Source organism: Pseudomonas hamedanensis (assembly GCF_014268595.2).
Lineage (GTDB): Bacteria > Pseudomonadota > Gammaproteobacteria > Pseudomonadales > Pseudomonadaceae > Aquipseudomonas > Aquipseudomonas hamedanensis.
The window spans coordinates 4,686,233-4,705,847 of record NZ_CP077091.1; the positions used below are offsets into that span (position 1 = coordinate 4,686,233).

Consider the following 19,615-nt stretch of genomic DNA (forward strand, 5'->3'; position numbering starts at 1 on the left):
ATCGACTTACAGCACTACTTCTCTTTCTCATTTGACAATCATTATCATTCAACATAATTTGTCGCTCGATGTGTAGGACGGCCCCGTCCCCCAGGCCCTCCACTAACCTATTGGCAGCAAGGTGATTTCCATGACGGAACAGGTATCCACAAGCAGGTGCGATTCACCGCTACTTCAGGCATTTGTCGACAACCGACTGATTCTGGTAAAGATTGCAGCGCGCATTACCGGCTGTCGGTCACGCGCCGAAGATGTGGTGCAGGATGCGTTTTTCCGCCTGCAATCGGCACCACCGATCACGTCGTCCATCAAGGCCCAACTGAGCTATCTGTTCCAGATCGTGCGCAACCTTGCCATCGATCACTACCGCAAACAGGCGCTGGAACAGAAGTACTCCGGCCCTGAAGAGGAAGGGCTGAACGTGGTCATTCAGGGTGCTTCGCCGGAAACCTCGCACATCAACTTCTCGACCCTGGAACACATCGCCGATGCGCTGACCGAGCTGCCCAGCCGCACCCGCTACGCGTTCGAGATGTACCGTTTGCACGGCGTGCCGCAGAAGGACATTGCCAAGGAGCTCGGCGTATCGCCAACCCTGGTCAACTTCATGATTCGTGATGCGCTGGTGCACTGCCGCAAGGTTTCGGGCAGCCGTCGGGATGCGGTGATCGCGGGTCGGCGCTAGTCTGTCGGGTCGATGCGCCTCCGATCGCGAGCAGGCTCACTCCTACATCGGTCCTGTGTTCACAGTTCGAGTGTAGGAGTGAGCCTGCTCGCGATGGCGGACTCAAGATCGCAGAAGATCTTGAGCCCGGACACGTCAGGCCAAGCTGCACCGATCAAAAAACCGCTCACGCCCCAAAATCATCAGCGCCGCACGCTTGTGCGGGAAGTCGAATTCCTTTTCGCAATGAAAACACTGGTTGTGCATATGCCCGATCATCTTCGCGTTATCGGCCCGCGGCTCGGCCACCACGCGCTGGGTACGCGGATCATCAAGAAACAGGTAATGTACCAGCGCCGATAACCAGCTCGCGACTTTGTGCGGACCGCGGTGATTTTCCTCGCCGACCAACATGTGAATGCCACGGTCGTAATCCCCGGCCTCGTAGAACGGCGCGATGCGATCTTCCTTGGCCCAGTAGGCTTCGAAATAGGCAAACGGCTGATCATCGAAACAGCCGATCAAGGTCAGCGTGTGCGGGTCGGCGTCGAGCTTGCGCAGATACTCGCGGTGTTGCTCGAGACTGCCCTCCTCTTGCCAGAAACTGGCCACGCGGGGGCTGTTCTGCCAGCGATTGAAGCGCGGCAAATCTTCTTCAATCTCAAGTGTGCGCAAAGAAATCCAGGCGCCAAGACGGGCATCGAAGCGCCGATAGACTTCACCCCGCGGTTTGACCGGTCGCCGCGGATGACGCTTGCCCTGACTGATCACCATTTGCTGCGGATAGCTACCGCTGATGGATGTGCCAAGCCAGGGCTGCGGCAATTGCCAGAACAACGTGCGCTCGCAGCGATATTCACCGGCGACCTCGGTGTTCACCAGCAAACCGCTGAGCAAGGCTTCGGTCGGCGGCTGATCCAGTTGCCAGGTCAGTTGCCGGCAATCGGGATCACGAGCAAAAAGCCAATAACAGGCCGCCCACAACGCTTGGCCCGCCGGCAGCGCGTAACGTTCATCAAGCTGGATCGGGCCTTTCGCTTCGCGGTCAAGGCGCAGACGAATCAACGGCTGGCCGTCGAGGCTCAGGCTCAGGCGGCTTTCGCTGGCATCGGCCTGGAGTTGACTGCCCGAAGGCAAGGCCAGCGCAGTCAGGTCATTCAGATGGGACATGGGTCGGGCTCACGGTAATCGTCGACAGTTCAACGATGTGACGTGAGCCGCAGGGGGAAATTTAGGCTCAAGGCGAAAACAGCCTTCAGCGCTGAGGCACCGGCACCACCGCAATCTTGTAAGGATCGAAGATCTTCAGCATCTCGCCATTGTCGCGCAAGCCCTTGAGCAGTCGGGCAAACGCTTCGCCGGAAATCGGCGCGGCGCTGCGCAAAATGGCGTAGTGGTGATAGACCTGATCGATACGTTGCGAGACCAGCAGCTCGTCGCGCACCTTTTCGTTGCGCATCAGGTAGTCACTCAGATACGAACGGGTCACCAGTGCGATATCGGCGCGCCCGCGCAGCACCATCAACAGGTTGCTGTCGTGGGAATAGGTCAGCGTCGCGTTGTAGTTGCGGGCGAGGAACTTCGGGTCGGCGTTGAAGCTGGCGAATTCGTAGTGGTACCCACTGAACAGGGCCAGACGCTTGCCTGCAAGGTCGGCGAAGTAGCTCTGCTGGCGGTTGTCCTGGCGTTGCGCGACGAAAATCTCGGCGTCTTCCAGACCCATGTCGACATCCGTGTGGGGAATTTCCTTCCAGCCCCATTGCGGATTTTCGAAGATGGCCATGTCGATCCGGCCCTGTTTGAAGTCACCAAAGCGCCGCGGAATCGACGTCGGTACGAGAACGAACTGATAGTCGCTTTGCAAACGGTTCAAGGCCTCGACCAGTTGCGGCAGCAAACCGGTGTCGGCGCCGTTTTCAGGGCGAATGGTGTAAGGCGGAAAATGCGCCGCGCCGACCCGAACCAATTGCGCTGCCTGAGCGGGCAATACCCAAAGCGCAGCCAGCCCTGCGAGCATCAGCCCGGCGGCCGTCCGAATTGGCAAAGACTTCAAAACACCCCACTCCCCGAAAAAAGATCGATCAATGCATTCAAGCTAGGCGGTTTCGCCCAGTTAGCCAGTTTCCCGGCCGGATAGAAACTCGCTCAACGCTCTTCAAGGACCAGAATCAGCGCCTCATCGGCCAGTTGATCGAGGCTCAAACTGCCGCCGGCGCGGAACCAGGTGGTGGTCCAGGACAGTGCGCCGGTGAGGAAGCGTCGAGTAATAAAAACATCGCCGCGAATAAAACCGGCGTCCTTGGCTTCGCCCAGCACTTGCAGCCAGATGTCTTCGTAAACATCGCGCAGCGCGAGGACTTTGGCCTGACCTTCCTCGGACAACGACCGCCACTCATAGACCAGCACCGCCATGGCTTCGCCGCTGCCGCCCATGATCGACTGCAATTCGCAGCGGATCAGCGCCAGCACGCGCTCGCGCACATCGCTGGCTTCGGCCAGCGCTGCGCGCATCAATGCGGTGTTGTAACGGATGGTTTCTTCCATCACCGCGCGCAGGATTTCGTCCTTGCTCTTGAAGTGATGAAAAATACTTCCCGACTGAATGCCCACCGCACCGGCCAGGTCGCGCACTGTCGTACGCTCGTAGCCTTTGTTGCGGAACAGGTGAGCCGCCACTTGCAGCAATTTGCCGCGGGCGCTATCAGGATCGGTCAACTGGCCCGCGTCGACCAATTGGCGCATGACCCCCAGGGCTTTTTGCTCGTTCACCCGTTCTCTCCTACAGTCGATCAGTGCGTTGCCCCCCGAACCTTAAGGGTTGCGCGCAATTTAAGCCGCGCACCGTGACCAAGCAAGCGCTTGGGCAGAAGATAGTTTCAACTGTTTACAAACCAAGCGCTTGCTTGGTAGCCTCCAGACACTTCTGTCGCAGGCTTCTGAGTCGGAGATAAACATGCCAACCACCGTCCGCATCGGATGCGCCAGTGCCTTCTGGGGCGATACATCGACCGCCGCCGCGCAGCTCGTAAGCGCTGGACGCCTGGATTATCTGGTGTTCGATTACCTCGCCGAGATCACGATGTCGATCATGGCAGGGGCACGCATGAAAGACCCGCAGGCAGGCTACGCCAGCGACTTCATCGAAGTGCTCGCACCGCTGTTGCCACAACTGGCCGAGCAGAACATTCGCGTCATCAGCAATGCCGGCGGCGTCAATCCGCACGCCTGCGCCGCCGCGCTGCAAGCGGCCTGCGACAACGCCGGCATTGATCTGAAAATCGCCGTACTGCTGGGCGATGACCTGCAACCCCAGTTCAAACAACTCACCGGCGTCACCGAGATGTTCAGCGGCGCCCCGCTGCCGCCGCTGTGCGTATCGACCAACGCCTACCTCGGCGCGCCGGGTATCGTCGAAGCGCTGCGCCTGGGCGCGGACATCGTCATCACCGGACGGGTGGTCGACAGTGCGGTGGTCAGCGCCGCGCTGGTCCACGAATTCGGCTGGTCGTGGCAGGACTACGACAAACTCGCCCAGGCCGCACTGGCCGGGCATATCATCGAGTGCGGCGCACAATGCACCGGCGGCAACTTCACTGACTGGCGCGACGTGGCGGATTACGAGCACATCGGCTTTCCGATCGTCGAAGTCAGCGCCGACAGCCAATTCATCGTCAGCAAACCCGAAGGCTCCGGCGGGCTGGTCACGCCGCTGACTGTCGGCGAACAGATGCTTTATGAGATCGGCGATCCGCAGGCCTATCTGTTGCCTGATGTGGTCTGCGATTTTTCCCAGGTCAAACTTCAGCAGCAAGGCAAAAACGTCGTCCACGTACACGGCGCCAAAGGCCTGCCGCCGACCGACAAGTACAAGGTCAGCGCGACGTACCCGGATGGTTTTCGCTGCACCGCCAGTTGCCTGATGGCCGGCATCGACGCAGTGGAAAAAGCACGGCGCGTCAGTCAGGCGATCATCGACAAGACCGCTGAAATGTTCAGCCTGCGCGGCTGGGCGCCCTACAGCGAAACCCACATCGAATTGCTCGGCAGCGAGGCCACCTATGGCCCCCACGGTCAACGCCGCGACAGCCGTGAAGTGGTGATCAAAATCGCCGTGCGCCATCCCGAAAAAAAAGCCCTGGTGCTGTTCTCCAGAGAGATTGCCCAGGCCGCGACCGGCATGGCTCCGGGCCTGACCGGTATCGTCGGTGGACGCCCGACGGTTTATCCGTTGATCCGCCTATTCTCGTTCCTGATCGACAAAACCGCCTGCACCCTGCACGTCGAAATGGCCGGTGATCGCTATCCCTGCGCCCTGCCCTCGCAGGTTGCGCTCGTTAGCGAGGATTTACCGCTCGCCCATCAACCACCCAAACCTCAGGGGCGCGCCGATGCCAGTGTGCCGCTGGTGAAACTGGCAGTGGCGCGCTCTGGCGACAAGGGCAACCACAGCAACATCGGCGTGCTGCCGCGCCACCCCGACTACCTGCCGTGGATCGCCGAAGCGCTGACCACTTCGGTGGTAGTCGACTGGATGCGTCATGTTCTTGATCCGGTCCTGGGCCGCGTCGAGCGCTGGTATCTGCCAGGCACTCACAGCCTCAACTTTCTTTTGGAAAACGCCCTCGGCGGTGGCGGCGTAGCCAGTCTGCGCATCGACCCGCAGGGCAAAGCCTTTGCCCAGCAATTGTTGGAAATTCAGATTCCGGTGCCAACAAGCATCGCCGAACAGCTCGATTAAAGGAGGGGTGCGCATGGCTTACGCGTCGATTTTCAAAGCCGATCTGTTCAGCGGCGACAACGTCATTGTCACCGGCGGCGGCAGTGGTATCGGCCGTTGCACCGCCCATGAACTGGCAGCCCTCGGCGCTAATGTGCTGCTGGTTGGGCGCAAGCCGGAAAAGCTTGAAAAAGTCGCCGCCGAGATCGCCGAGGACGGCGGCCGTGCACATTGGAAAGCTTGCGACATTCGCGATGAAGAGGCAGTCAGGCAGTTGATCAAGGATCTGATCGCTGAGCATGGGCCGGTCCACGGCCTGGTCAACAACGCTGGCGGTCAGTATCCGTCACCCCTGGCCTCGATCAATCAGAAAGGCTTCGAAACCGTGTTGCGCACCAATCTGGTCGGCGGCTTCCTGATGGCGCGCGAAGTGTTTAATCAATCGATGAGCAAACACGGCGGCAGCATCGTCAATATGCTTGCCGACATGTGGGGCGGCATGCCTGGAATGGGCCACTCCGGCGCGGCGCGCTCGGGCATGGACAACTTCACCAAGACCGCTGCGTTCGAGTGGGGTTATGCCGGAGTTCGGGTCAACGCGGTGGCGCCCGGCTGGATCGCCTCCAGCGGCATGGATACGTATGAAGGTGCGTTCAAAGCGGTGATCCCGACCCTGCGCGAGCATGTGCCGCTCAAACGCATCGGCACCGAGTCGGAGGTGAGTGCGGCGATCGTGTTTCTGCTCAGTCCGGCAGCCGCGTTCATCAGCGGCACCACGGTGAAAATCGACGGTGCCGCCAGCCTCGGCAGTCGCGCCTGGCCGCTGCACAAGGCCAGCCACAGCGAGTCGTTCAACGGCTTCCACCGCGCCTATCTTCCAGAAGTGCTCAAGGACAAGGAATAAGCCATGGCGCACCTACAGTCGCAACTCGACCCGCACAGTGACACGTTCGCGCGCAATCGCGCGGCCATGCTGGCGGCCATCGAGCAGGTGCAACAGCTGGAACGGAACCTGCTGGGCAAGGCCGCCGAAGCCAAAGCCAAATTCGACAAGCGCGGGCAATTGTTGCCCCGCGAACGCCTGAACCTGTTGCTCGACCCCGGCGCGCCGTTCCTCGAACTGGCCAGCCTCGCCGGCTACAAGTTGCACGACGACAAAGACGGCAGCGCGGCCGGTGGCGGCCTGATCGCCGGCATCGGCTATGTGTCCGGCGTGCGCGTGGTGGTGGTGGCGAACAACAGCGCGATCAAGGGCGGCACCATCTCGCCAAGCGGATTGAAAAAATCCCTGCGCCTGCAACAGATCGCCCTGGAAAACAAACTGCCAGTGATCACCCTCGCCGAAAGCGGCGGCGCCAACCTCAATTACGCGGCGGAAATTTTCGTCGAAGGCGCGCGCAGCTTTGCCAATCAGGCGCGGATGTCGGCCCAAGGCCTGCCGCAGATTACCGTGGTGCACGGCTCGGCCACGGCGGGCGGCGCCTACCAACCGGGGCTGTCGGATTACGTGGTGGTGGTGCGCGGCAAGGCCAAGCTGTTCCTCGCCGGCCCGCCGCTGCTTAAAGCGGCGACCGGCGAAATCGCCACTGACGAAGAACTCGGGGGCGCCGAGATGCACGCGCAGGTCGCCGGCACTGCTGAATATCTGGCTGAAAACGACGCTGACGGCATCCGTCAGGTACGCGACATCATGCGCATGCTGCCATGGAACGAACAATTGCCATGGCGCGCGCAGCCGCCATACAAAGAGCCGCTCTACCCTATCGACGAGCTGCTCGGCCTGATCCCCGATGACCCGAAAAAACCGTATGACGTGCGCGAAATCATCGCACGCATCGCCGACGAATCGTGCTTCCTCGAATTCAAAGGCGAGTTCGATCAACAGACGATTTGCGGCCACCTGAAAATTCAGGGCCGCGCCTGCGGCTTCATTGGCAACAACGGGCCGATCACCCCCAACGGTGCGAGCAAGGCAGCGCAGTTCATTCAACTGTGCGACCAGAGCCAGACGCCGCTGCTGTTTTTTCACAACACCACGGGCTTCATGGTCGGCACCGAATCGGAACAGCAAGGCGTGATCAAACACGGCTCGAAGCTGATTCAGGCCGTGGCCAACGCGCGGGTGGCGAAACTGACGATCGTCGTCGGCGGTTCCTACGGGGCTGGCAACTACGCGATGTGCGGACGCGGTCTCGATCCACGCTTCATCTTCGCCTGGCCGAACAGCCGCACAGCGGTGATGGGTGGCGCTCAGGCCGGCAAGGTGTTGCGCATCGTTACCGAAGCCAAACAGCTCAAGGACGGCCAGGTGCCGGACCCGAAAATGCTCGACATGCTGGAGCAAATGACCGCGCAGAAACTCGACAGCCAATCCACCGCGCTCTACGGCAGCGCCAACCTGTGGGACGACGGCCTGATCGACCCGCGCGACACCCGCACCCTGCTCGGCTATTTGCTGGATATCTGCCACGAAGCCGACCTTCGCAAGCTGCAACCCAACAGCTTCGGCGTCAGCCGCTTCTGAGCGCCACGGATCCTACGGAGAACAACAATAATGATCTTCACCCCGGAACACGAAGCCTTGCGCCGCACCGTCCGCCAGTTCGTCGAACACGAGATCAACCCGCACGTCGATGAGTGGGAGAAAGCCGGACGCTTTCCCATCCACGAGATTTTCCGCAAGGCTGGCGACCTAGGTTTGCTGGGTATTTCCAAACCGGAAAAATTCGGCGGCATGGGCCTCGATTACAGCTATTCGATCGTAGCTGCCGAAGAGTTCGGCACCATCCATTGCGGTGGCATCCCAATGTCGATCGGCGTGCAGACCGACATGTGCACACCCGCGCTGGCCCGTTTCGGCTCCGATGAACTGCGCGAAGAATTCCTGCGCCCGGCAATCAGCGGCGAGCAGGTGGGTTGCATCGGCGTTTCCGAAGTCGGCGCCGGCTCCGATGTCGCCGGACTGAAAACCACCGCGCGCAAGGACGGTGACGACTACGTGATCAACGGCAGCAAAATGTGGATCACCAATTCGCCGAGCGCCGACTTCATCTGCCTGCTGGCCAACACCTCGGACGACAAACCGCACGTCAACAAGTCGCTGATCATGGTGCCGGTGAACACGCCGGGGATCAGCCTCGGTTCGCACCTGGACAAACTCGGCATGCGCAGCTCCGAAACCGCGCAGGTGTTCTTCGACGACGTGCGCGTGCCTCAACGCAATCGCATCGGCCACGAAGGCGCAGGCTTCATGATGCAAATGCTGCAGTTTCAGGAAGAACGCCTGTTCGGCGCGGCGAACATGATCAAGGGTCTGGAATATTGCGTCGACAGCACCATCGAGTACTGCAAGGAGCGCAAGACCTTCGGTAACGCGCTGATTGATAACCAAGTCATCCATTTTCGCCTTGCCGAACTGCAGACTGAAATCGAATGCCTGCGCGCGCTGGTCTACCAGGCCACCGAGCAGTACATCAAAGGCCAGGACGTGACGCGGCTGGCGTCGATGGCCAAGCTCAAGGCCGGACGCCTGGGCCGTGAAGTCAGTGATAGCTGCCTGCAATATTGGGGCGGCATGGGCTTCATGTGGGACAACCCGGTGGCCCGCGCCTACCGCGATGTGCGGCTGGTGTCGATTGGCGGCGGCGCTGACGAAATCATGCTGGGGATCATCTGCAAACTGATGGGCATCCTGCCGGGGAAAAAGAAATGAGCCACCTGCCCGAGTGCCAGACGCTGCTGCTGGAACTGCACGGCGGTGTCTTGCACATCACCCTCAATCGCCCGGACAGCCGCAACGCGATGAGCCTGCAAATGGTCGGCGAATTGCGTGCGCTGCTGGCCGCGGTACGCGATGACCGTGCGGTGCGGGCCTTGGTGCTCAACGGTGCCGGCGGGCATTTCTGCGCCGGCGGCGACCTCAAGGACATGGCCAACGCTCGGGCCCAGGGCGCGGAGGCTTACCGCGAGTTGAACCGGGCCTTCGGGGCCTTGCTCGAAGAAGCCCAGCACGCCCCACAAGTGCTGATCTGCCTGTTGCAAGGCGCCGTGCTGGGCGGCGGTTTGGGTCTGGCCTGCGTCAGCGATATCGCTCTCGCCGATCACCAGGCGCAGTTCGGTTTACCGGAAACCAGCCTGGGGCTGATCCCGGCGCAAATCGCACCGTTTGTGGTGCAACGCATCGGGCTGACCGAAACCCGGCGACTGGCGCTGACCGCTGCGCGATTCGATGGCGCTGAGGCGCTGCGTTTGGGGCTGGTGCATTTCGTTGAACAGGATGCGCAGGCACTGGCAGAACGACTGGATGAGGTGCTGCAACAAGTGCTGCGCTGCGCGCCTGAAGCGAACGCCGCAACCAAGAAATTGTTGTTGGCGAGTGCCGGGCAGCCGTCGAGTGAGTTGCTTGATGAGGCGGCTCAGTGGTTCAGCGCGGCGGTGACTGGCGCCGAAGGTGTGGAGGGAACCATGGCATTCATGCAGAAACGCAAACCCGGGTGGGCCTGAAAAAGCTTCGCGAGCAAGCCCGCTCCCACAGTTGAAATGCATTCCCCTGTAGGAGTGAGCCTGCTCGCGAAGAGGCCATCACATTCACCGCCAACACCCAAGGGAAACCACCATGCCCACCCTCAAGCAAATCCCGGGTTGAAATGCATTCCAAATGTGGGAGCGGGCTTGCTCGCGAAAAGGCCATCACATTCACCGCCAACACCCAAGGAAAACCCACCATGCCCACCCTCAAGCAAATCCCGGGTTGAAATGCACTTCAAATGTGGGAGCGAGCCTGCTCGCGAAGAGGCCTGCACATTCACCGCCAACCCTTCAGGACACCCACCATGCCCGCCATTCACAAAATCCTGATCGCCAACCGCGGTGAAATCGCCTGCCGCATCCAGCGTACCGCCCAGGCCCTCGGCTATCGCACCGTCGCCGTGTTCAGCGACGCCGACGCCGATGCGCTGCATGTGCAAATGGCCGATCAGGCCGTGCACATCGGCCCGGCGCCGGTGCAGCAGTCCTATCTCAATATCGCAGCTATCCTCGACGCGGCCCTTCGCAGCGGTGCCGATGCCGTCCATCCTGGCTACGGTTTTCTCTCGGAAAACGCCGAGTTCGCCCGCGCCTGCAAAGACGCCGGCCTGACATTCATCGGCCCCAGCGTCGAAGCAATCGAACTGATGGGCAGCAAACGCCTGTCGAAAATCGCCATGCTTGCGGCGGGCGTGCCGTGCATCGCCGGTTATCAGGACGCCGCGCAGGACGACGCCACTCTGCTGCGCGAGGCCGCACGCATCGGCTACCCGCTGATGATCAAGGCCAGCGCCGGCGGCGGCGGACGCGGCATGCGTCTGGTGCACGATGCCAGCGATCTGCCGGCGCAATTGCGCACCGCCCGTTCGGAAGCGTTGAACGGATTCGGCAGCGACGAACTGATCCTTGAGCAGGCATTGATCGAACCGCGTCACGTCGAAGTGCAGCTGTTCGGCGACCAGCACGGCAATCTGGTGTACCTCGGCGAACGCGACTGCTCGATCCAGCGCCGCCACCAGAAAGTCATCGAAGAAGCACCCTGCCCGGTGATGACCGCCGAGTTGCGTCAGGCCATGGGTGAGGCGGCGCTCAAGGCCGGTCGTGCCGTGGATTACGTCGGTGCCGGCACCGTGGAGTTTCTGCTCGACGCGCGCGGCCAGTTCTACTTTCTGGAAATGAATACGCGCTTGCAGGTCGAGCATCCAGTGACGGAAATGATCACTGGAATTGATCTGGTCGCCTGGCAACTGCGGGTTGCCGAAGGGCAGCCGCTGCCGCTGACTCAGGACCAGGTCCAGCTCACGGGTCACGCGATGGAGGTGCGCCTGTACGCAGAAGATCCTGCGCAGGACTTCCTGCCACAAACCGGTCGCATCACGGCGTGGACGCCGGCCGAGCAACACGGGGCGCGCATCGACCACGGTCTGCTTGAAGGCCAGTCGATCAGCCCGTTCTACGACCCGATGCTCGGCAAACTGATCGCCCACGGCGCCACCCGCGAAGAAGCGCGGCGCAAGCTGTTGCGCGCGGTGCAGGACACGGTACTGCTCGGCGTGCAAAGCAATCAACGATTACTCGAAAGCCTATTGCAACATCCGCAGTTCATCAGCGGACAGTTCAGCACCGCTTTCATCCAGCAACATTTTTCCCGCCATGCCTGCCTGAACGCCTATGTACCGACGGCGGAGCAACTGGCGATTGCCGTGGTGTTGTTCTATCAGGCCAGCGCCCTGCCCCATCGCCCGCCGCTGAATGGCTGGCGCAACAATGCCAGCGTGCCTTTGCACTATCGACTGGGCGGTGAAGAACAGGACTGGGCGCTGTGCGTGCTGGCGCGCCAATCCGGCGAATTCTCGGTGCAGGTCAGCGAACGCACGCTGACGGTAAAAGTCATCGAATTCACCGCGCAATCGATAACGCTCGACATCGACGGTTTGCGCCAACGCCACGCCTATCGTCTGGACGCGGAACAGCTTTGGCTGTTCACCCATCCGGGCAGCCTGCGCCTGCAGGATCGAACTCAGGCCGTGATCGACAGTCAGAGCAGCGTCAGCTCCGGCACACTGAAAGCGCCGATGGACGGCGCCATCGTCGACGTACTGGTCAGCGAAGGCAGTATGGTCAGCAAAGGTCAGTTGCTGGTGGTGCTTGAGGCAATGAAAATGGAGCACCCGCTCAAGGCCGGAATCGACGGCGTGCTCAAGCGGGTGCAGGTCAAGGTCGGCGATCAGGTAAAAAATCGTCAGGTTCTGTTGCAGGTCGAGTAGTCGCCCGGACACCGGCGCGGGGTTTGACTACGCTCTGAACAATCAGAACGCGAAATCAGGAACCCTGCGATGCCACACTGGCTGGTCATAGATCTGGAAGCCACCACCGATGAAGGCGGCTGGCCGGTCACGGAAATGGAAATTATCGAGATCGGCGCCACGCTGGTCGATCGTGCCGGGCGCGAGCAGGATCACTTTCAACGCTTCGTCAAACCGACACGGCGGCCTTTGCTTACCCCGTTCTGTCGTGAGCTGACGCACATCAGCCAAGCCAATATCGACGCCGCCCAGCCGCTGACCGAGGTCTGGCCGGCGTTCGAACGCTGGCTCGCGCAGCATCAGCCGCGCCTCGAGGGTTGGGCCAGTTGGGGCGATTACGACCGCAAGCAGTTGCTCCAGGAATGGCAGCGCCTGCAACTCGACAGTGGCTTGAGCAAAGTGCCGCACATGAACCTCAAACAGCGCTTCGCCAAGGCCCGCCGCCTCGACCGGCCACTGGGGCTCAACGGCGCCCTGCAACTGGCCGGCATGCAGTTCAGCGGTCAGCAGCATCGCGCCCTGGAAGATGCGCGCAACACGGCCCGGTTGTTGCCGCTGGTGCTGCCGCTATAGGCACGTGACGGCGCTAAACGCCTTGTGCATACTGGCCGCCCCCTTTTAAGCCCTTTTCGAGGAATCGCCCATGTTTAAAGTCAACGAGTACTTCGACGGCACCGTCAAGTCGATCGCCTTTGGCACCGCCGAGGGTCCAGCGACCATTGGCGTCATGGCCCCGGGCGAATACGAATTCGGCACCAGCCAGCGTGAAATCATGCACGTGGTGTCCGGCGCGCTGAGCGTAAAACTGCCAGACAGCAGCGACTGGGAAACCTTCGCCGCCGGCAGCCAATTCAACGTACCGGCCAACAGCAAGTTTCAGTTGAAAGTGGCGGTCGACACCGCTTATCTGTGCGAATACCGCGGCTGATCCAGCCGTTGTCACCGCGCCAAAAAAATGCCCGTGTTCAGCAACACGGGCATTTTTGTTTCAGTGACAGTTATTCGAGGATCTCCACCGGCATGCCGACTTCCAGGCGACCATTGCCGTCATTGACCAGGTTCTGTCCGAACATCGCGCCATCGGCGGTTGTCCGGTACTTTTGCAATGTCGCGAAAGGCTCACGGTCGGCGCTACGCTCACCGGTTTGTGGGTCGACGGTGGTCATGATGCAACGCGAGCACGGCTTGACCACGCGAAACTCGATATCGCCGATGCGAATACGCTTCCAGCCGTCCTCTGCGTAAGCCGCGCTGCCTTCGATAACCAGATTCGGGCGAAAACGCAGCATCTCCAGCGGTCGCCCGACTTTTTCCGACAAGTCCTGCCGGGATGCTTCGCCGATCAATAACAATGGATAACCGTCAGCAAACGCCACTTGGTCGTCGTCCTTGCCGAAACCCGATTGCGTGGTTCGCGCCCGCTCCAACGGCATTTGTACCAGCCGCGTCCGCTTGCCAAGGAAATCGCTGACGAAGCGCGCGGCTTCATCCCCGGCGTCCGGCACGCGCAGGGTGTCACGCCAGATCGTCACGCCACGCAGTTCGGCGTTATCGTCAGGTAACGCAATCTCGATCGAACCTTGCTCAGGAGTGTTGAGGGTCAAGCCGCCACGGGCATTCCACAGGGCCGACAGCTGGCTCATCTTCGCTTCGGCACGCTGGGTCAAAAAGCGGCCGCTGGCCTCGTCCACCAGCATCCAGCGTCGATCCCCCGCCAACCCCAACTTGTCCAGTTCGATGCTTTGCAGCACTTCGCCCTTGCCGGATTTCAACGGGTAACGATAAAGCGCGCTGAGACGCAGCATGGCCAGCTTCCTTGATGGAAAAACGCCACCCTATACGAGCTTGATCAGGAATCAAAGAGCAATAACTGTAGGAGTGAGCCTGCTCGCGATAACGCTGTGTCAGGTAATGATTCGGGGCTGACACAGCGTTATCGCGAGCAGGCTCACTCCTACGATGGGTGTGTGATCAGGCCGGCACTGCGTCGAGCATCAGACGCTGGCGCACCACGTCGACCAGCTTGTCCGGCTGGAACTTGGAGAGGAAGTTGTCGCAACCGACCTTTTTCACCATCGAGTCGTTAAAGCTGCCCGACAGCGAGGTATGCAGCACCACATACAGACCACGCAGACGCGGGTCGTTACGGATTTCGGTGGTCAGGCGGTAGCCGTCCATTTCCGGCATTTCCGCGTCAGTGAAGATCATCAGCAGCTTGTCGGTCATGTGCACACCGGTATCGGCCCAGGCCTTGAGCATGTTCAGCGCTTTCAAGCCGTCGCTGGCGATGTGCATCTTCACGCCGAGCTGGCCGAGGGTGTCACGCAGCTGCGAGAGCGCGACGTTGGAATCGTCCACCAGCAGCACTTCGCGACCACGGGCGCGCTCCAGCACCGGGTCGTCGAGTTTCTCGCGCGAGACCTTGGCGTTGTACGGGACGATTTCAGCAAGGACTTTCTCGACGTCGATAATTTCCACCAACTGATCGTCGACCTTGCTGATCGCCGTCAGGTAGTGCTGACGGCCGGCACTGGCCGGTGGTGGCAGGATGGCTTCCCAGTTCATGTTGACGATGCGATCGACGCCGCCGACAAGGAATGCCTGAACCGAGCGGTTGTACTCGGTGACAATAATCGTGCTGTTGGGGCCCGGCACCAGCGGGCGCATGCCGATCGCCTGGGACAGGTCGATCACTGGCAGCGTCTGCCCGCGCAGGTTGACCACACCGCACACGAACGGGTGACGCTGAGGCATCAGCGTCAGTTTCGGCAGTTGCAGCACTTCCTGCACCTTGAACACGTTGATCGCGAACAATTGGCGTCCGGCGAGTCGAAACATGAGAATTTCCAGGCGATTCTCACCCACCAGTTGCGTGCGTTGGTCTACCGTGTCGAGAATGCCGGCCATCAATGACTCCTGGGCTTGTTCGGATGAATTCATTAAGAAGGTTTATCGGCTGCCGGGCGCGAATCTTGATCGCACAAAAAACATCCGCAAAATGCCACAGGCGGGCATTGATGTCACATTAACATCATGCTTTACTGGCTCTCGTTATTTCATCTGCTACATTCAATGCGGCGCGACCTCAATTCGCACGTTAGGTTCCCGCGCCTAAGGGATTCCCCTACCCACAATCAGGCCCAACCTGATATTCGCAATATCCAATAGCCATTAATGTGACGCCATTCTCATTGCATGAACGGAGTCAGGCTATTGTGTGCGATCGCAGTTCAGTGGCAACACACCCCCTGGAACCTCTCAGTCTGTGCACTTGCACGTCTGGGCGCGATCTGCCGACGATTCACGATCGTCACCACACACGGCATTCCCCCATCAGACATGACGTTGTGGAGATAAGCATGCCAATCGACCGCAAAGACTGGGCGCAACGCTTCCCCGAGTTTCTGGTCGAGGCCGAAGCGCTCCTTGCCAAAACCGAAGAATGCCTGAGCCACCTGCAACTGATCAGCAATGACAAGGATGCCATTGACTGCCTGCTCGCTACCCTGCTCAAACTGGCAAACCGGGCCGAAATGCTGGCGCTGGTGGCGATCTCCGAGTTCTGCCAGCACCTGCACAGCGTGATCGACAGCGCGCGGGTCCGGATCGACCTGCACCAGCAGGCACTCGATGCCTTGAAGGATTGCCTCACACTGATGGCATGGCAGCTTGAGCTGGTCGACCAGCAGACCGGCCAACTGGATCTGGAAGAAAGCGAACAAACCGCACTGATCGAAGCGTTCGCCTTCCAGATCGGTCAAGGCACTGTACAGCCGGCCCTGACGAGCAAACGTTTGCCCCGACTGGCTTTTTCCGAGCGTCAGGCCTGATCAAAGTTCGCGCGGCTGATCGCGTACAGCCAATAGCTGAATGTCGTAATTGAATAGTTCATGCCCACCCGCGACACATCAATTCAAATAATCTCTCTTGGATACTGCGAATTTTTTCGCACCGCCATCAGGGTTTGCCTGTCTATCAAGCGTGCGAATTCAGGCGTTATCGATGACTGCCCAACAGCCGGGTTCCGGCTTTTCCCGATTATGGAACTGGCGTCCTCGATGGCGTGTTTTCTGCCCCATCGGACCTCTATCCCGTACGCGACCAACGGTATCTTAAGTGGTATTATGCCGCGCAGTCAGTGACCGCCCAGTTAGTGGCAAAGTGACGTCTATCATCGGCCTCAGCCGCAGTGGACAATCAACTACCGCTTACTGAGCCTTGTTGAATCAAGTAGCAGAATCGACAGTATTTCAGACAGAGATCGCCCGCCACCGGCCGGTCTGCCCGCAGCGAACATCCAGTGGCTCCATTCGTTATGTACGCCAGCCTCAAGTCATTCATCACATGGCCACCCTCCCGGGAAAATGCCCGCCGGATCACACTGATACTGTGCGTCGCGGCAGCGCTCGGCAGCCTGCTCACCTACGGTTTTTCTGCGCCAGTGAGCCTCGCCCTGCTGTTGCTCAATATCGCGGCCACAGCGTGCGTCTGGGTGCAATATCGCTTGTCGCGCAAGTCGATCAAGTTTCAGCCACAGGAACTGGCCGATCGTCTGCTTCAGGTGCAGGAGAACGAACGCCATCGGCTCAGCCGCGAATTGCATGACGATATCGGCCAGTTGCTGACCGCCGCCAAACTGCAAGGCGAATGGCTTAAACGGCGCCTGCCGCAAGACCTGCAGGAACAATGTACGGTGCTCTGCGACACGCTTGAAGAAACACTGAACAAGGTGCGCGACGTTTCGGCGATTCTCAATCCGCGTCAATTGACCAGCCTGGGTCTGGAAGCCAGCCTGCGTGCTCACCTGCTCAAGACACTGGCCAATACTTCGGTACACTGGAGCCTCGATTGCCAGCAGCGTCTGAACGGTATCCCGGAGGAAATGGCGGTCGCCGCTTTCCGTATCACCCAGGAAGCGGTGACCAACATCTTGCGTCATGCACAAGCGCAAAACCTGCTGGTGCGTGTTCAGCGCCTGCCGCAAGGTCTGACGTTGCTGATCAGCGACGACGGGCTTGGGTTTGCCCCTGCAGTCAATCCAGGACGGGAAGGACAACGGGGCATGGCCGGGATGGCCGAGCGAATCGAACAGCTGGGCGGCACACTGAGCGTCACCAGCGAGCCGGGCAAAGGCACACAAATCGAAGCACTTTTCCCCTGGGCGCCCCGAGCACTCGAGCGGGCCAGTACGAATAAGGTTATGCGTTGACTTGTAACTTACTTCTGGTGGATGACCACTCGCTGATCAGGGCCGGCGTGCGCGCTCTGGTGCTGGATATTCCCGGTTACGCGGTAATCGGCGAAGCCAATGACGGCTCGCAACTGCTCGAAATGGTCGAGCAACTGAGTCCCGACATCGTGTTGCTCGATATCTCGATGAGGGAAACCGGCGGTCTGGAAGCCCTGCAACGCCTCAAGCGGGTCCGCCCGCAGAGCAAGGTCCTGATCCTTTCCATGCACACCGACCCGACCCTGATCATGCAGGCGCTGGAGTCCGGCGCCCATGGCTACCTGCTCAAGGACACCACCGCCACCGAGCTTGAACACGCGCTGGAAGCCCTGCGTAACAACGAGCGCTACCTGAGCCCGGCCATCGCTCACACCGTGATCAACCAGGCACTGACCCGCAATCAGAAAAACCAGCCGGAAGTTGCCGAGTCGCACAACCTGACAGCGCGCCAGCTGGAAATCCTCAGACTGATAGTCCGGGGCAAATCCACCCGCGAAATCGCCAATGGTCTGGGGCTGAGCATCAAGACCGTCGAGACCCACCGCTCGCAGATCATGAAGCGCCTGCAAATCTACGACGTGGCCGGCCTGGTGTTATTCGCCGTGCGCGAGCAGATCATCAGCCTTGACGACTGATTGACGCCGAGCGCGCCAAAAGCGGCGAATGCTTGGGCAGATGCACCTGCAAGGCTGCCGGCCGCGCCGCAAACCTCAGGCTATTGCCCTCCAGCGGCTCACCGTCGAGATTGATGTACAGCCCTTCCGCCACCTTGATCTCGACCCAGGGCAGCCGCGCCCGCACAAACATACTGTCGATACCGAAACCTTCGGTGAGCAGGTTCTTCAACGTGCCGACCAGTTCCTGCGGGGCCGGCAGAATACTGATGTCCAGCAGCCCGTCATCCACCTGCGCATCGGGGCACAGGACATGCCCGCCTCCGGCCTGGCGACCATTGCCAATGCCCAATGCCAGCAGCTCGCCTTCCCATTGGAAATCCGGCCCCTGCAATTCGCCATAGGCGGCATGCAACTCGCTGAATCGGGACAAGCCCGTGAACAGATAGGCCGCGCCGCCCAAGACTTTTTTCAAATCTTCCGAGGTATTGGCGGTGACCTGACTGCCGAATCCGCCGGTGGCCATATTGAGGAAAATCTGTCCGCCCACTTCGCCCAGATCGATGTCAGTGGGCGGCGTATCAAGCAGCTCCAGAGCCTCGGCAGGCTCCAGCGAAATACCGGCGGCACGACAAAAGTCATTGGCAGTCCCCAGCGGCAGCAGGACCAGGCCGGCTTGGCGTGGGTGCATGGCCAGGGCTTCGGCAATATCGCGCAACGTGCCATCGCCACCGCCGGCAATGATGTGCGTGTATCCAGCTGCCAGGGCTTCTTCCACCAGGCGTTTGGCATCCCCGGCCTCCCAGGTCAGCCGAACCGCCAGCTCCCAACCCCGCTCGCGCCGGTCCAGTACGGCTGCACGAACAGCCTCGTTGAGTGCCTGCTTGCCATGCAGAATCAACAGTGCCCGGCGCTCACTCATAAACGTCACTCCCAGAATTGATACGGTTGAATCATCTTGACCACCGCGACGCGCAAAAAAGCCGTCAGCGTCTCAATAAATTCGCCTGTCCGGCTGCACCGTCCTACACGGTGGTATTTTTTCTTACGAAACATGAGGAATCGGCTCAATTGACCCGGCACAAGCATTAGGTCAACGTGTGCCGGCGGTATCGTTTTTCAATCCAACAACACAAGGATGTGCCGGTAATGAGCAGATACGCCCCGAGGGCTGATGACCGTTCGCCAGATGGATCAGGCAGCAAGCGTTCACTTGAAATAGCTGGTGGATGTTTCCATGCAAAGTCATGAAGCCAGAATACCAGTGAGTCCGGTCGCCGCCCTCGCCGAAAGTCGCGCAAGTCATCAGTCGGATTTCAATAAAAGCGCCAAGACCCCTGGAGAAATCGAAATGGAACCTCGTGTCACCGAGCTGGAGACCCATCTCAAATATATCCGCCGGGACATGGACGAAGTTCGCAACGATGTCAAAACGATCAAGCATCGACTGGCCTATTCGGCCGGTGCGACGACGATCGTGCTGGGGTTGCTGGGTTGGGTCGCCAATAGCCGATTCGACCAGTTGGTGTCACTGATCAGCAATTGACTCAACGTTTT

At 60.2% G+C, this 19,615-nt stretch carries 19 protein-coding genes; 13 read left to right on the forward strand and 6 right to left on the reverse strand.

Annotated features, from left to right (window positions below; all coding sequences use genetic code 11):
* Positions 1-130: 130 nt before the first annotated feature.
* Positions 131-685 (forward strand): RNA polymerase factor sigma-70, encoded by a 555-nt coding sequence (locus HU739_RS20355; protein WP_008088195.1) that lies wholly within the window; start codon positions 131-133, stop codon positions 683-685.
* A 135-nt stretch (positions 686-820) separates the two neighbouring features.
* On the opposite strand, the gene HU739_RS20360 is transcribed toward HU739_RS20355, so the two are convergent.
* The 3 genes from HU739_RS20360 to HU739_RS20370 form a co-directional block, all read right to left on the reverse strand.
* Positions 821-1,834, reverse strand: a complete 1,014-nt coding sequence (locus HU739_RS20360; RefSeq protein WP_186547140.1) for a GNAT family N-acetyltransferase — start codon at positions 1,832-1,834, stop codon at positions 821-823.
* A gap of 85 nt (positions 1,835-1,919) precedes the next feature.
* A complete protein-coding gene (locus tag HU739_RS20365; RefSeq protein ID WP_186547139.1) occupies positions 1,920-2,717 on the reverse strand; it encodes a substrate-binding periplasmic protein in 798 nt (265 codons plus the stop codon).
* 92 nt (positions 2,718-2,809) lie between these two features.
* Complete coding sequence (locus HU739_RS20370) at positions 2,810-3,433, reverse strand: TetR/AcrR family transcriptional regulator (RefSeq protein ID WP_186547138.1); 624 nt, start codon at positions 3,431-3,433, stop codon at positions 2,810-2,812.
* Positions 3,434-3,617: 184 nt separating this feature from the next.
* Here HU739_RS20370 and HU739_RS20375 point away from each other — a divergent pair, with 184 nt between their 5' ends.
* From HU739_RS20375 to ppnP, 8 genes are all read left to right on the forward strand, one after another.
* Positions 3,618-5,402, forward strand: a complete 1,785-nt coding sequence (locus HU739_RS20375) for an acyclic terpene utilization AtuA family protein (protein ID WP_186547137.1) — start codon at positions 3,618-3,620, stop codon at positions 5,400-5,402.
* Positions 5,403-5,415: 13 nt separating this feature from the next.
* Positions 5,416-6,285 carry an SDR family oxidoreductase gene (locus tag HU739_RS20380; RefSeq protein WP_186547136.1) on the forward strand — a complete coding sequence of 290 codons (870 nt, stop codon included), beginning with the start codon at positions 5,416-5,418 and terminating at the stop codon, positions 6,283-6,285.
* 3 nt (positions 6,286-6,288) lie between these two features.
* A complete protein-coding gene (locus HU739_RS20385) occupies positions 6,289-7,905 on the forward strand; it encodes an acyl-CoA carboxylase subunit beta (protein ID WP_186547135.1) in 1,617 nt (538 codons plus the stop codon).
* Between the two features lie 30 nt (positions 7,906-7,935).
* The gene (atuD, locus tag HU739_RS20390; protein WP_186547134.1) at positions 7,936-9,093 is read left to right on the forward strand and encodes a citronellyl-CoA dehydrogenase; all 1,158 of its coding nucleotides are present in this window, start codon (positions 7,936-7,938) and stop codon (positions 9,091-9,093) included.
* On the forward strand, positions 9,090-9,884 hold the full coding sequence (locus HU739_RS20395; protein WP_186547133.1) for an enoyl-CoA hydratase/isomerase family protein: 795 nt from the start codon (positions 9,090-9,092) through the stop codon (positions 9,882-9,884). Before atuD ends, HU739_RS20395 begins: the two co-directional genes overlap by 4 nt.
* Before the next feature lie 329 nt (positions 9,885-10,213).
* Positions 10,214-12,175 carry an acetyl/propionyl/methylcrotonyl-CoA carboxylase subunit alpha gene (locus tag HU739_RS20400; protein ID WP_186547132.1) on the forward strand — a complete coding sequence of 654 codons (1,962 nt, stop codon included), beginning with the start codon at positions 10,214-10,216 and terminating at the stop codon, positions 12,173-12,175.
* Positions 12,176-12,244: 69 nt separating this feature from the next.
* Entirely contained in the window at positions 12,245-12,787 is a 543-nt protein-coding gene (locus HU739_RS20405) for an exonuclease domain-containing protein (protein WP_186547131.1), read from the forward strand.
* A 70-nt stretch (positions 12,788-12,857) separates the two neighbouring features.
* Complete coding sequence (gene ppnP, locus HU739_RS20410) at positions 12,858-13,142, forward strand: pyrimidine/purine nucleoside phosphorylase (RefSeq protein WP_039759849.1); 285 nt, start codon at positions 12,858-12,860, stop codon at positions 13,140-13,142.
* Between the two features lie 70 nt (positions 13,143-13,212).
* Here the strand turns inward: ppnP and HU739_RS20415 are convergent, their stop codons facing one another.
* On the reverse strand, positions 13,213-14,019 hold the full coding sequence (locus tag HU739_RS20415; protein WP_186547130.1) for an MOSC domain-containing protein: 807 nt from the start codon (positions 14,017-14,019) through the stop codon (positions 13,213-13,215).
* A gap of 166 nt (positions 14,020-14,185) precedes the next feature.
* Positions 14,186-15,121 (reverse strand): chemotaxis protein CheV, encoded by a 936-nt coding sequence (locus HU739_RS20420; protein ID WP_186547129.1) that lies wholly within the window; start codon positions 15,119-15,121, stop codon positions 14,186-14,188.
* A 452-nt stretch (positions 15,122-15,573) separates the two neighbouring features.
* Here HU739_RS20420 and HU739_RS20425 point away from each other — a divergent pair, with 452 nt between their 5' ends.
* The 3 genes from HU739_RS20425 to HU739_RS20435 all read left to right on the forward strand — a co-directional run bounded on the left by HU739_RS20425 (position 15,574) and on the right by HU739_RS20435 (position 18,079).
* Complete coding sequence (locus HU739_RS20425; protein ID WP_186547128.1) at positions 15,574-16,044, forward strand: hypothetical protein; 471 nt, start codon at positions 15,574-15,576, stop codon at positions 16,042-16,044.
* 485 nt (positions 16,045-16,529) lie between these two features.
* Positions 16,530-17,423, forward strand: a complete 894-nt coding sequence (locus tag HU739_RS20430) for a sensor histidine kinase (RefSeq protein WP_186547178.1) — start codon at positions 16,530-16,532, stop codon at positions 17,421-17,423.
* Entirely contained in the window at positions 17,420-18,079 is a 660-nt protein-coding gene (locus HU739_RS20435; protein ID WP_186547127.1) for a response regulator, read from the forward strand. The genes HU739_RS20430 and HU739_RS20435 overlap by 4 nt, the downstream gene beginning before the upstream one ends.
* Here HU739_RS20435 and yegS read toward each other — a convergent pair.
* Positions 18,063-18,980, reverse strand: coding sequence for a lipid kinase YegS (gene yegS / locus HU739_RS20440; protein ID WP_186547126.1), 918 nt, complete (start codon positions 18,978-18,980; stop codon positions 18,063-18,065). The two genes, HU739_RS20435 and yegS, sit on opposite strands and share 17 nt — an antisense overlap.
* 315 nt (positions 18,981-19,295) lie before the next feature.
* Here yegS and HU739_RS20445 point away from each other — a divergent pair, with 315 nt between their 5' ends.
* Positions 19,296-19,604: a hypothetical protein gene (locus tag HU739_RS20445; protein ID WP_186547125.1), complete on the forward strand. Its 309-nt coding sequence runs from the start codon at positions 19,296-19,298 to the stop codon at positions 19,602-19,604.
* Positions 19,605-19,615 lie beyond the last annotated feature (11 nt).

Coding starts and splice junctions, on each gene's coding strand:
- HU739_RS20445 (WP_186547125.1), top strand. CDS start 19,296: ATGCAAAGTCATGAAGCCAGAATACCAGTGAGTCCGGTCGCCGCCCTC.
- HU739_RS20415 (WP_186547130.1), bottom strand. CDS start 14,019: ATGCTGCGTCTCAGCGCGCTTTATCGTTACCCGTTGAAATCCGGCAAG.
- HU739_RS20425 (WP_186547128.1), top strand. CDS start 15,574: ATGCCAATCGACCGCAAAGACTGGGCGCAACGCTTCCCCGAGTTTCTG.
- HU739_RS20355 (WP_008088195.1), top strand. CDS start 131: ATGACGGAACAGGTATCCACAAGCAGGTGCGATTCACCGCTACTTCAG.
- HU739_RS20400 (WP_186547132.1), top strand. CDS start 10,214: ATGCCCGCCATTCACAAAATCCTGATCGCCAACCGCGGTGAAATCGCC.
- HU739_RS20405 (WP_186547131.1), top strand. CDS start 12,245: ATGCCACACTGGCTGGTCATAGATCTGGAAGCCACCACCGATGAAGGC.
- HU739_RS20375 (WP_186547137.1), top strand. CDS start 3,618: ATGCCAACCACCGTCCGCATCGGATGCGCCAGTGCCTTCTGGGGCGAT.
- HU739_RS20385 (WP_186547135.1), top strand. CDS start 6,289: ATGGCGCACCTACAGTCGCAACTCGACCCGCACAGTGACACGTTCGCG.
- yegS (WP_186547126.1), bottom strand. CDS start 18,980: ATGAGTGAGCGCCGGGCACTGTTGATTCTGCATGGCAAGCAGGCACTC.
- HU739_RS20420 (WP_186547129.1), bottom strand. CDS start 15,121: ATGGCCGGCATTCTCGACACGGTAGACCAACGCACGCAACTGGTGGGT.
- HU739_RS20360 (WP_186547140.1), bottom strand. CDS start 1,834: ATGTCCCATCTGAATGACCTGACTGCGCTGGCCTTGCCTTCGGGCAGT.
- HU739_RS20430 (WP_186547178.1), top strand. CDS start 16,530: ATGTACGCCAGCCTCAAGTCATTCATCACATGGCCACCCTCCCGGGAA.
- HU739_RS20395 (WP_186547133.1), top strand. CDS start 9,090: ATGAGCCACCTGCCCGAGTGCCAGACGCTGCTGCTGGAACTGCACGGC.
- atuD (WP_186547134.1), top strand. CDS start 7,936: ATGATCTTCACCCCGGAACACGAAGCCTTGCGCCGCACCGTCCGCCAG.
- HU739_RS20380 (WP_186547136.1), top strand. CDS start 5,416: ATGGCTTACGCGTCGATTTTCAAAGCCGATCTGTTCAGCGGCGACAAC.
- ppnP (WP_039759849.1), top strand. CDS start 12,858: ATGTTTAAAGTCAACGAGTACTTCGACGGCACCGTCAAGTCGATCGCC.